Annotated in this window: 8 protein-coding genes and 2 pseudogenes; 3 read left to right on the top strand and 7 right to left on the bottom strand. The window is 45.2% G+C overall.

Going from position 1 to position 12,108, the window contains the following annotated elements:
* A partial coding sequence (locus O9334_RS17495) for an IS66 family transposase (RefSeq protein ID WP_502846546.1) occupies window positions 1-137 on the bottom strand: 137 nt, incomplete at its 3' end.
* 98 nt (window positions 138-235) lie between these two features.
* Window positions 236-985: pseudogene (locus tag O9334_RS17490) on the bottom strand (IS66 family transposase); the annotation flags it as partial.
* Between the two features lie 1,207 nt (window positions 986-2,192).
* Between O9334_RS17490 and O9334_RS17485 the strand changes: the two are divergent.
* From O9334_RS17485 to O9334_RS17475, 3 genes are all read left to right on the top strand, one after another.
* Window positions 2,193-3,653, top strand: coding sequence for an efflux RND transporter periplasmic adaptor subunit (locus O9334_RS17485; protein ID WP_288001480.1), 1,461 nt, complete (start codon window positions 2,193-2,195; stop codon window positions 3,651-3,653).
* A 216-nt stretch (window positions 3,654-3,869) separates the two neighbouring features.
* A complete protein-coding gene (locus tag O9334_RS17480) occupies window positions 3,870-6,935 on the top strand; it encodes an efflux RND transporter permease subunit (protein ID WP_288001478.1) in 3,066 nt (1,021 codons plus the stop codon).
* Window positions 6,936-7,090: 155 nt separating this feature from the next.
* The gene (locus tag O9334_RS17475; protein WP_288001475.1) at window positions 7,091-8,083 is read left to right on the top strand and encodes an aldo/keto reductase; all 993 of its coding nucleotides are present in this window, start codon (window positions 7,091-7,093) and stop codon (window positions 8,081-8,083) included.
* Between the two features lie 313 nt (window positions 8,084-8,396).
* Here O9334_RS17475 and O9334_RS17470 read toward each other — a convergent pair whose 3' ends face one another.
* From O9334_RS17470 to O9334_RS17450, 5 genes and pseudogenes are all read right to left on the bottom strand, one after another.
* Window positions 8,397-9,245 carry an ADP-ribosylglycohydrolase family protein gene (locus tag O9334_RS17470; protein ID WP_288001473.1) on the bottom strand — a complete coding sequence of 283 codons (849 nt, stop codon included), beginning with the start codon at window positions 9,243-9,245 and terminating at the stop codon, window positions 8,397-8,399.
* Between the two features lie 8 nt (window positions 9,246-9,253).
* Entirely contained in the window at window positions 9,254-10,015 is a 762-nt protein-coding gene (locus O9334_RS17465; protein WP_045359027.1) for a helix-turn-helix domain-containing protein, read from the bottom strand.
* A 26-nt stretch (window positions 10,016-10,041) separates the two neighbouring features.
* Entirely contained in the window at window positions 10,042-10,788 is a 747-nt protein-coding gene (locus tag O9334_RS17460) for a pseudouridine synthase (protein WP_190381065.1), read from the bottom strand.
* A gap of 719 nt (window positions 10,789-11,507) precedes the next feature.
* Window positions 11,508-11,714: pseudogene (locus tag O9334_RS17455) on the bottom strand (type II toxin-antitoxin system HicA family toxin).
* Window positions 11,711-11,917 carry a type II toxin-antitoxin system HicB family antitoxin gene (locus tag O9334_RS17450; RefSeq protein ID WP_045359022.1) on the bottom strand — a complete coding sequence of 69 codons (207 nt, stop codon included), beginning with the start codon at window positions 11,915-11,917 and terminating at the stop codon, window positions 11,711-11,713. The pseudogene O9334_RS17455 and the gene O9334_RS17450 overlap by 4 nt, the downstream one beginning before the upstream one ends.
* Between the last annotated feature and the right edge of the window lie 191 nt (window positions 11,918-12,108).

Genomic DNA, 12,108 nt, shown 5'->3' with positions numbered 1-12,108 from the left:
CGCCGCCACAGCACCGCCGGACGAATTGCTCTTTCAGCCGCATTGTTGGTCGGCTCTAACCCTGACCCTGTGACAAACAACCACAGGGCTGGCTCCACTTTCAGCAGTTGCCGACAAGTACGGACTGTTTTGGCCAAAGGGGTTTTTTCCCTGGAGCCAATCTGATAGGCCGCTCCTGGCTATTCGTAAATGCTTCACCCGCACTTGAATCGGTGACACTAATGACTGAAACTCACTACGGCCCAGAGTTCCATCTCGCACTCGCTGGCAGAGGCGAAACAACTTTTTCTATCGAAGCCCGCAAGTCTCGTCCCAGTTGACGAGATACGCCCTGGCGCTCTGAGATTTTGGTAAATTCTCGTTTGAGATGCGCCCAACACAGTTGTCTTTGGGCTACATCAAGCCAATTATAGGCGTTATAGCGGTCGCTGTTGAGAATCCCGCTGAAATTCTCCCCCAATCAAGATTGAGCCGCAGCAGTAGAGCGCGACAGCATGACTGGAAAGAAGCTGACCAACGGGGTGACGGCTACCCACAGCCAAGCTCTCTTCTGCTGGCAATTTTGCCCATCGGTATTTCCTTGCCCGAACCCCGTCTCGTCGGCTCCCACTATCGGCGCGGATTGGATGTAGGCTTTGGCTTCCTCTACTGGTTCTGATACCGCCTCACTTCCTTCCCTTCTCAGACGATTTACTGTCCCCAGTGACATCTTCACCCCAAATAAGTCGGACATGGCAGACACCACCATCCAGTGGGAATGGCGATACATTCCACTCAAGACCGAGACGATAGCTACTACACGAGTGCCGTAGCCGAACTCTTCTACTGTTTCGGGTAGGGCGGCTCTGGTTTTCTCGCCGCAGTGAAGGCAGGTTAGTTGCTGTCGGCGATGCTCTTCGATGTGCAGTTGAATCGGGGGAATTTCCACCACTTGATGGCGGTAAGGGTTGGGGTCAAATCCTTTCAGTTCTTCTCCACAACAGGCGCAGGTTTGGGGATAGTGGTCGCTTACGCTGTCACACTCTTCTACTGGATATAGGGGACGGCTATGACTAGGGTGTCCTGGTTGCCCTCCTCGCTTTTTTCCCGTTGGCTTCTTTTTCTTGCCCTTCTCGACATTGGGAGGGTCTGAGGCGGGAGGACTATGGGAGTTCTGGGGAGTTCCTGTTGACTTTCTCCTCTAGTCCCTCTTTTGAGTCTTGTAATTCTTTGAGGTGTTGCTCTAGTTGCTCTATCTTTAAACCTAACTGCACTAAGTACCTAAGCAAAATTAATTACACATATCTAACCACCTCTTGCCTCTTGCCTCTTGCATGAGTGCCTATCTTCACTAGGAAATTAATTTTGCACGACTACTTACTAGCTGTCTGACGCTGACTGGGGTTCTCTCCCAATCCTCTGCGTCAATTGCTGCCATCTCTAGTAGTTGCTTCTCATCCATGCCTCTTAGATTACCAGATTTCGTCCCCCCCCTGAACGGTTACAATAGCGAGCTAGTTTCGATATCCGGCTAGAAGCAATATAGGACAAGGGTTACAGTTTGGCTTTCTTGGATATTGGGTAAAAAATGTTCACATTGTCAGATTATGGGCGCAAGCAGTTCGATAAACTCACTGACCACGTTGCGCCCCTACATTGCACCCGGTGTGATCGGTGGGGGCGTATGGGCATACGCCCTCCCTTAGATAACTTTTTCTTATCACCACAAGTACGGGAGAGCCAGATTAACTGGCATAAAATCTCTAAATAGGGCTGGCTGAATAAATCTAAAAACTTTGTTGGATAAGACTTTTAGACCTTTTTGAAATCCAAAAGTGCCTGGCATGGGAGTGATCAGGGGGAAATTCAGGTACTTTTTCCCTGAAAATTAGGTAATTGACCCCCTCAAAATCGGTAAAACCCTACACCCCACACCCAACCCCCCCGATGTCGGGGGGGTTGGGGGGGCCACACCCTGCCCCCAGGAAAAACTTTTTCAGCAAGCCCTAAATAAACCATTTAATTGATTATTACTCATTCTTAATTCTCCTGAATCCTGACTACTGCCTACTGATTCCTCACCAACCACGACAATTTTGGATTTTTACAGTAAGTCCACTTTCTCACTTTCCCCACCCGCGACCTTTTTCCGTTAGATTATAAATGGATACAAAACTTAACATTTTATCCAGAATCTACCGAGAGGGCAGACCGTGCGGCCAGATACCCTAGAAAATAACCAGCATTCAGCCGATAATTCGCTAGTTCCCGAAGAAATCGCCTTTAAACCCGAAATTGAGCCAGAGGAACCCGAATACTCGCCAAAACCGACAAAAACCAACTCTTGGCTATCGGGAGGAAGGGGTTTATTTATCGGTGTGGGATTAGGGGTTTTATTGACCCTAGGGGCGACTCGTTTCGCTAATCGACCCCAAACAGCCCAAAACCCCAATACTCAGCCCGTAGCGGCAAAAAATGAAGCACCAGCACAAACAGTAACCACCACTAGGGTAGAATTTACTCCCGTGGCCCGCACCCTGAAAGCGACTGGAAGCGTGGCAGCCGATGAATTAATCCCGATTCTTTCCCAAGCGACGGGACTACAAATCAAAGAAATCTTTGTGGATGAAGGGGATAGGGTCAGCCAAGGTCAAATTTTGGCTCGTCTCGATGATACCGTCCTACAAGCGCAATTAACCCAAGCACAGGCCAATGTCGCCCAATCGCGAGCGCGTTTGGCAGAATTGCAAGCGGGTAGCCGTAAAGAGGAGATCGCTAGAGCTAAACAAACTATTCAACGCATAAAGGCTGAAATTAGTCAAGCTCAATCGGATTGGGATTTGGCTAAAAAACGCGTCCAGAGAAACCAAAGTTTAGAAGCGGAAGGAGCGATCGCCCGGGATCGTCTCGATGAAGTCCTCAATGAAGAAAGAAAGCAAGCGGCGATCGTACAACAGACCCAATCCCGTCTAGGAGAAGCAGAGCAGCAACTGGCACAATTGCAAGCGGGCAATCGTCCCGAAGTGATCGCCCAAGCTACAGCCCAATTAGCGGAAGCTCAAAGCCGTTTAGCCATTGTTAAAGCCCAATTAAACGAGACGCGCCTGATTTCTCCGGTTAGTGGCAAAATTGCCGAAAGAAATGCTCGCATCGGGGATACCACCAACGGTCAAAATGCTCTCTTTAAAATCATCGAAAATGGGCGTTTAGAGCTAAGATTGCGGGTTCCTGAGAATCAATTGCCCTTAATCCGCGTCGGAGCGCCCGTTACTATCACTTCCGATGCTAATACCAGTTTAAAATTATCGGGACAGGTGCGCGAAATTAATCCCATCGTCGATGAGGCATCCCGTCAGGCAACGGTTAAAGTCGATTTAACCGACAATACAGGGTTAAAACCGGGGATGTTTTTACGAGGTGCGATCGTGACGAATACTAGCAATAGTTTAACCGTCCCCATGACCGCAGTTTTACCTCAAAAAGATAATCAAGCTCTAGTTTATTTAGTGGAACCTGATAACACTGTTACCGCCAAAACTGTGCAATTAGGTCAAATTATGCCCAATAACCGCGTGGAAATTCTCACCGGTTTACAAGCGGGCGATCGCATTGTGGTCAAAGGGGCAGCCTATCTCGGTGATGGCGACAAAATTACAGCAATCAGCGATCAGTAATCAGTAATCAGTGATCAGTAAACAGTAATCAGTAATCAGTGATCGGTGAAAAGACAGTAGCAAACTGCCATTTGATCAGGCTCACTTAATACATACTGCTCACTCAAAACTTAAAACTTAAAACTCAAATCTGATAACTGATAACCGGTAACTGAAAACTCACATCTGGTAACTGATAACTTACCCACTGATAACTGATAACTGATAACTGAAATTATGGCTTTTAATATTTCTAATTGGTCTATCAAAAATCCCATTCCGACGATCCTGATCTCCCTGGTTATGGCATTAATGGGATACATTGCCTTTCTAGGATTAGGGATCGATCGCTCTCCTAATATTGACATTCCGGCCGTGATTATCACCGTTAATCAACCCGGCGCAGGTCCTGAGGAATTGGAAACCCAAGTCACCAAAAAAGTCGAGGATGCGGTGGCTGCTTTGGGTAATATCGATCAAATTACTTCTACCATCAACGAAGGCAGCAGCACCACCACCGTTAACTTTATCCTTGGCACTAACAGCGATCGCGCTACCAATGATGTGCGTAATGCCATAGCGCAAATTCGGCAGGATTTACCCCAAGATACTAATGATCCCATTGTCCAACGTTTAGAATTTGCTGGGGGTGCGGTGATGAACTATACCATCTCCTCCCCGAAAAGATCGATCGCCGAATTAAGTGATCTAGTTGATCGTCAAATCGGCCGCGCTTTAACGGGAGTGCCGGGGGTAGCACGAGTCGATCGCGTTGGGGGAGTCGATCGAGAAGTGCGTGTAGATTTAGATCCCGGCCGTCTGATCGCCTACGGTATCACGGCCGCGGCGGTTAATGACCAAATTCGTAGTTTTAATATTAATTTACCCGGAGGGCGATCGGAAATCGCCGGCAGTGAACAAACTGTCCGCACCCTCGGCAGCGCTGAAACGATCGAAGATTTAAGAAATTATCAAATCTCTTTACCTAACGGTGATAGCGTCCCCTTAAGCAATTTAGGGACAGTTAGCGATAGTTCCAGTGATCCTCGACAAATGGCCCTCTTAGATGGGCAGCCAGTGGTGGGTTTTTCGATTCTACGGGGGACTGGCAGCACCTTGGTGACGGTAGAAACAGCCGTGCGTCAAGAAATCGAGAATTTAAAGAAAAAACTGCCCGAAGATATTAAATTTCAATTAATTTTTACCCGTGCTGACTCAATTCGTGCTAGTTACGAAAGCCTTCTTAGCGATCTCCTGATTGGTTGTATGATGACGGTGATCACGGTGGGTCTATTTTTAGGCAATTGGCGCGCCACGATTATCACGGGTTTGGCCCTGCCTTTGTCGATTTTCCCGACTTTTTGGGTGATGCAGTCCCTAAATTATACCCTTAACGGCATGACTCTACTGGCCTTAGCTTTAGCTTTGGGTAATCTGGTGGATGATGCGGTGTGTATGGTGGAGGACATCGATCAACATTTAGCTATGGGTAAAAAACCCCTGCAAGCGGCTTTTGATGCCTCAAAAGAGATTGGATTAGCCGTTTTAGCCAGTGCGGCGGCAATTATAGCGGTATTCCTGCCGGTTGCTTTTATGGGCGGTGTGCCGGGCCAATTCTTTCAACCTTTCGGCGTTACGGTGGCGGTTTCTACCTTGTTTTCCAGTTTGATCGCTGTCACCGTCACCCCGATGTTAAGTGCCTATATTCTACAGCCGAAAAAGCTCAAAACTGGTGATAATAATCCCTCCTCGCGCCCCCGTTTTCGTCCCTACAAAAGTTTGTTAACTTGGGCTTTACGTCATCGAATCCTGACTTTATTGGCGGCTTTGGCCTTTTTTATCGGTAGTTTACAGTTAGTTCCCTTGATTCCAAAAGGGTTATTTAGTTCTGGGGATACTGGATTAAGTACCATAAGCCTAGAATTGCCTCCCGGTGCGACTTTGAATGATACTGTTGCCGTGGCCAATCAGGTGAATAGTTTACTGCAAAAAAATCCCGCCGTCGCTAATGTTTTGGCTATTCCGGGAGATTCGGGACGGATAAATACGGGCTTAATATATGTTAATTTGGTTCCTAAGGAACAGCGATCGCTAACTCAACGGCAATTTGAGGAACAAACCCGTCGGGATTTCCAGAAGATACCGGGGGCTAGAGTGACTTTTCGAGCGCAGGGGGGAGCAGGAAGCACTAAGGATGTCGCTATTATTTTAAAAAGTGAAAATGGCGATATTTTAACCCAAACTGCCCAAAAATTAGAGCGAGAAATGCGTGCTTTACCCGGTTTTGTCGAGGTAAGTTCCGGGGTAAGTTTAGTTAAACCGGAGATCATTATTCAACCGGATCCTGTCCGAGCTGCCGATCAGGGAGTCTCAGTCAGAGCGATCGCTCGTACTGCATCTTTGGCTTTAATCGGCGATAATGAGTTTAATTTAGCTAAATTTAACCTTGCTGACCGACAAATTCCCATCCGGGTGAAAATTGCCAATGATGGACGCAGCGAGATAGAAACTCTGCAAAATTTGCGCGTTCCTAGCAGTAATGGGACGTTAGTACCGCTTAACTCGGTGGCGACAATTAGCTTAGGTAGTGGACCTGCGGAAATTCAACGCTTTAACCGTCAACGTCAGGTTAATATTGGAGCTAATTTAGAGGGAGTTTCTTTGGGAAGTGCGGTGACACAAATTCGCGCTTTACCAATCATGAAAAACCTACCCCCAGAGGTGACAGAAGAACCCTTTGGCGATGCTCGTATTATGCGCGATATCTTTGCTCGTTTTTTGGGGGCGTTAAGTTTAGCAATTATTTCTATCTATGGGATTCTGGTCTTATTGTATAACAATTTTCTCTATCCCTTAGCGATTTTAACTTCCCTCCCTTTATCGATTGGTGGTACTTTAATCGCTCTTTTAATTACCCAAAAAGAGTTAGGTTTATACGCTTTAATTGGCATAGTTTTACTGATGGGATTAGTCACTAAAAATGCGATTCTGTTAGTAGATTTTGCCCTGAGTGGCATTGAGTCAGGGAAACCGCAATTTAAGGCGATGATTGATTCGGGAGTCTCTCGTTTACGACCAATTATTATGACCTCCGTTTCCACAATTGCCGGGATGTTACCGATTGCTTTAGCTTTAGGTGCAGATGGTGAAATTCGCGCACCGATGGCGATTGCCGTTATTGGTGGTTTTACCACTTCCACCCTATTAACTTTGGTGGTTGTGCCGGTAATCTTTACTTATATCGATAGTTTTTACTATTGGTTCCGGGGATTATTTGTTAAACAAAAACCCAAGTCGATTTAGTAGTAATACCGCACAGAAAACGGGTTTCTCGGAGAAACCCGTTTTCTACTCATGCACTCATGCAAAAATGGGAATAAATAATCAGTCTTTAATAACCAGATTTAGTATAAAATATCTTGCTGAAAGCTTGAGAAAAAACCCAGAGAAACTGACCCATGAATCCCTTGACAGTCACACATCAAACTCTATCCCTTCCCTCCATGGGCTGCGGTACTTGGGCCTGGGGAAATCGTCTTCTCTGGGGTTACGATGAGAGTATGGATAGCCAGTTACAAGCGGTTTTTAATCTCTGCGTCCAGCGGGGTGTCACCCTATTTGATACGGGAGACTCCTACGGCACAGGCAAACTCAACGGACAGAGTGAGAAGCTATTAGGACGCTTTACAGGGGAATATAGCGGTTATAACGCTGATCATATTCGTATTGCTACCAAACTCGCCCCTTATCCTTGGCGTTTAACCCGTCATGCCATGGTGAAAGCTTGTCAAGCTTCGGCAACCAGACTAGGCCGCCGGGTGGATTTAGTGCAAATGCACTGGTCAACGGGCAATTATGCGCCATGGCAGGAGGGAGGATTATTAGACGGATTGGGGGATTGTCTAGAAAAGGGGTTAGTTAAAGGAGTCGGTTTATCCAATTTTGGACCGAAAAGATTGAAGTCTGCCTATCAAAAGTTTGCCAGTCGCGGCATTCCTATTACCAGTTTACAGGTACAGTATTCTCTCCTTTCTACCTATCCTCTCACTGACTTAGGATTAAAGGAACTATGTGATCAATTGGGTATTAAAATTATTGCCTATAGTCCCTTAGCTTTGGGGTTATTAACCGGGAAATATCGAGATAATAAAAACTTACCCCCTGGATTACGTCGCTTCCTTTTTGGTCAATTAATTCCCGCTATTTCGCCTCTGATAAGTTGTCTAGAAGTTATCGCCCAAGCTAAAGATAAAACTATTAGCCAAGTTGCTTTAAATTGGTGTATCTGTAAGGGAACAATTCCTATCCCCGGAGCTAAAAATGTTCGGCAAGCTGAGGATAATTTAGGGGCTTTAGGATGGAGTTTAGACAGTGGGGAAATAGCAGAATTAGATAAAATTGCCGCGGGTTTGGATAAAAAAATGGTACAAAATATCTTTCAGACTAAGTAGGGTTTGCTGAAAAAGCTTGTTGGTGGGGTGTGGAAAGAACCACAAAGACACAAAGGACACAAAGATTGATCGCTTATAAGTTAAACTGATCAGACAAAGAATAAGAGAGCCAATTTCCCCCCGATTACTCGAAGAACCGGCAATTTTTGAGGTCAAAAAAGCCTAAAGATATTGTCCAACAAGGTTTTTAGATTTATTCAGCAAACCCTAAGTAATACTAAATCTGGTTATTCAGAACTGATTATTTACTCTCCCTATTGCCTTTTGCCTATTGCCTTTTGCCTATCCTAACCAAGAAGTTAATTTTGCACGACTACTTGTCTTGAGAGACCAATTTTAAGCTAGGACGGGGTTGGATTGTTCCCCCGTAAGCGACGGCAGTATGAGGAGATAGGACAAGATGAGGAGATATACCCAGGGAAATTCGATAGATTTCCCCAGCTTTATCCATTAATTGCTGTTTAACTGGCTCTTTCGGCAAATTTTGCCGCCAAGCTAGGGGAATCCCCTCGATACCGTTGTACAATCCCGCCCAAATCCCCGCTAAAGTGGTGGTTAATTGCCGTTGATAGGGACTAGAATTAGCGCGACGCACGCTAACGGCGAAATCCTCGGTCGTTTGCAGAAAGGTATAGAGAGAAGCTGCGATCGCAATTCCTAAAGGGGAGATATCTTTCGCCCAAGCCGATAAAATGGACTCTAAGGGATGATTTTGCCTTAAAGCTGACTGAATCTGCTCTAATAGCTTATTCTTGGGGTTAATAGTTAGCAATTGCGCCATTAACTGATTTAAAGGCTTTTTTCCCTGTAATAACAGACCTACAGCCTCTCCCCAAATTATCGCTTCTTGTCGGGTTAACTCGGAAATTAAGCCCTTTTTTAGCCAAAAATTTAATCTAGCTTGCCAACGTTCCCCATGGTCGGGCCAGGTTAAAATCTCCGGCAACAGCACAAATAATAACGCCGATTCCGACTGCTGCTTGGCTGCGATCGCAAGGGAAAAATCCTCCTTAGATTGCAGTGCTTGCAAAAGCAGGGTCGTCCTCGGTGTAGCCTCATAGTTAAAGGCTGGTATTAGGGGTTGATTATGCAAGGATTCCCCAATATATGCCCCGATTAACCCTCCCTGAAGGCGATCGAGGGGTGAAAAAACCTTTTGCATAAATTAGCTCAATTTGCCCGGTAGGTGACTTCCTCGACTTTGCCCGGTTGCCCCAGTTGTTTAGCATTGGCATTATTAACGGCAACGTAAACCCCGCCGGCATTACCCGCCCTCACGGTTAATTCTCGGTTTGCTTGCCAAGTGCGATGGCTTCCTTGGGGCAGCACACCCTCAAATTCTGTCTTGCCATCCACCACCACCCGCAGCCAGCAGTCATCCTCCAGTTTTACCTCCACCACCAGCTGCTGATTATTGCTGGTTTTGTTGGCCACCGGTTGAAGGGGATTGCTTTTCGGTTGGACAATTTGCTGTTGTGGCAAGGAAGGCGGCGGTAGGCGATTCGATTGCAGTACCGATTTTTGCAGGACGTGGGATAGGGTTTGTACGGAACCAATAACTAGGATTAAATAGAGAAAATAGAGATGAATCGGGCGAATTTGAAGACTCGGCAGCGATAAAGACGGTTTTGTTCCCCTAAAAAAGTTATTGACCTTGGTGGGAAAACGTCGGCTAATCGTCTCACCATCCAGGGCCAGACTATCGGCAAATTGTTTGATTAACCAACGAATATAAATCGGTTCGGGCAATGCCTCCAAATCCCCCGCTTCCAGTGCTTCTAGGCGATGGCGCGGGATTAAGGTTTTCTGGGCAATTTCCTCGAGAGAAAGGGACTGTTCTAGGCGATTTTTTTGCAAATAAACGCCGATTTCCAGTAATTTGGTTCGCTGTTTATGCTGGGGATCAAGTTGTGATTGGAGAAGGCGAAACATATCGCTATTAGGGGCTGACTTTCAGCTTAGTTAATCTGGTTCTTTAAATATTTCAGTTCATCAAGGGTTAAAAAACGGTAATCACCCAAGGGTAAGGGGGAATTATTACCAGAGTTTAGTTGAATACGACCGATGGCACTGCGATGAAGTTTCAGGACGCGATGGCCCAATTCTTCCGCTACAGAGCGAATCTGCCGATTTCTTCCCTCCACTAAAATAACTTCTAGTAGGGTTTTTTGGTCGGTTTGCTTGAGTATCTCAACCTGTGCGGGTAAGGTTTTTTTTCCCTCTAAGAGGATACCTTCTCGCCAACGCTGGAGAGCAAGTCTATCAATGGCACCATCTAGCCAAACCCGATAGGTTTTGGGCAAATGATAACGGGGATGGGTGAGGGTGAGGGTGAGTTGACCGTCGTTGGTGAGGAGTAAAGCCCCAGTGGTGTTGATGTCCAACCTGCCTACGGGATGTAACCCCGTCTCGCTGGCGAGGGAGTCGGGCAAAAGGTCAATTACCGTCGGCCGGTTTTGTGGATCCTTACAGGTAGAAACCACACCAATGGGTTTGTTGACCAGTATATACAATCTTTTGGGACGATTGGCCGGTTCAATTTTTTTTCCGTCTATCTCTAGGTGATCTTTTTCCGGGTCGGCTTTTTCTCCTAACTGCACGATTTTGCCATTCCGTCTCACCCGGCCGGCTATGATCATCTCCTCCGCCCTTCTTCGGGAGGCAATTCCCCACTGGGCAAGGATTTTCTGGACTCTCTCCGCCATTTTTTTTTAGTTTTTAACCCTTTCTCTCTCCTATTATAGGCATCCTAAAAGGGTTTTTTCGCCCAAATAGTGAAGAAAAACAGAATATCTCCGGCTGCCTCTTTGATTTTTTTTCTTTGAAAACTTCTCAAAAAAAAGAGGAGTGACCCCTTGACTTGGGCGGCGGCTTCGGTTATACTTTTCTTATAATGGGAATCCGTGCATTTTTCTCTAGACTCCACCACTCCATTATATATAAAGTCTTATAAAAATATTATTGCAGAAAGCCGTGAAAAAAGCAAGCAAAATTTTGCCTCTTTGATTTTTTTTCTTTGAAAACTTCTCAAAAAAAAGAGGAGTGACCCCTTGACTTGGGCGGCGGCTTCGGTTATACTTTTCTTATAATGGGAATCCGTGCATTTTTCTCTGGACTCCACCACTCCATTATATATAAAGTCTTATAAAAATATTATTGCAAAAAGCCCTGAAAAAAGCAAGCAAAATTTTGCCGACAATTGTTAAAAAAGTCGGGCTAATTTTTTTTACGGGGGGATATGACTTTAAACGGGTTATTTCTCGGTTATCCAAGCGGTTGAGAGAAGAAAGAGATCGGCAATTGATGGAAGTGCGATCTCCAATCTTGTAGGGTGAGTGTTTGCGGCGATAATCTCTGACAAAAAAACAAATTAATAATCTGCCGTAACGCAACAACTTAATTATTCAATTGGTGCGTTACGTTGTCAAATATCATCTTCAGTTAATCCTAAATCTTTGAGAATACCTTTTAATGTTCCTATCGGTAAATCTCGATTTCCATGGGTTGGTATAACAATAATTGCAGAAACATTTTCTTTGGTATAGATATAATGACTTCCTTTAATTCTTGCCAATTTCTAGCCAAATATTTCAACGACTTTACATAATTTTTTACCTGAGATTGACTTCATACAGAAATCTCCACTAATTGCTGATTCTCTTTTCGATCAAGTAATTTTTTTTCATGAGAAACTTCTAACCAGCCTTCTATTGCCTCTTTAACCATGACCATCAAATCATCATAATTTTCTGCCCAAGTATGACAACCAGACAAAGCTGGTACATTTGCACACAAAACATCATCTTCTTGCCAGACAACCACTTTGATATTCATAATAAATATTTTTTATTGACTGAGATTTATTTTAATAATAACATAAACTTGTTTTTTTGTGTAAGCCGATCTGGTAGGGTGCGTGTTTGTAGCGTAATCTCTGACAAAAAAACCAATTAATAATCCGCACCCCATGCACCAACTTAATTATTAAATGGGTGCGTTAACGAAGTGTAACGCACCTACGATTT

The sequence above is a fragment of the Microcystis sp. LE19-8.1F genome (genome assembly GCF_027531715.1).
Classification (GTDB): Bacteria; Cyanobacteriota; Cyanobacteriia; order Cyanobacteriales; family Microcystaceae; genus Microcystis; species Microcystis wesenbergii_A.
The sequence above is the reverse complement of the archived record's forward strand: the minus strand, read 5'-3'. Positions and strand labels throughout refer to the sequence as shown.

What these genes read in the sequence shown, in the direction of transcription:
- O9334_RS17480 (WP_288001478.1), top strand. Translation starts at nt 3,870, where the DNA reads ATGGCTTTTAATATTTCTAATTGGTCTATCAAAAATCCCATTCCGACG.
- O9334_RS17475 (WP_288001475.1), top strand. Translation starts at nt 7,091, where the DNA reads ATGAATCCCTTGACAGTCACACATCAAACTCTATCCCTTCCCTCCATG.
- O9334_RS17470 (WP_288001473.1), bottom strand. Translation starts at nt 9,245, where the DNA reads ATGCAAAAGGTTTTTTCACCCCTCGATCGCCTTCAGGGAGGGTTAATC.
- O9334_RS17465 (WP_045359027.1), bottom strand. Translation starts at nt 10,015, where the DNA reads ATGTTTCGCCTTCTCCAATCACAACTTGATCCCCAGCATAAACAGCGA.
- O9334_RS17460 (WP_190381065.1), bottom strand. Translation starts at nt 10,788, where the DNA reads ATGGCGGAGAGAGTCCAGAAAATCCTTGCCCAGTGGGGAATTGCCTCC.
- O9334_RS17450 (WP_045359022.1), bottom strand. Translation starts at nt 11,917, where the DNA reads ATGAATATCAAAGTGGTTGTCTGGCAAGAAGATGATGTTTTGTGTGCA.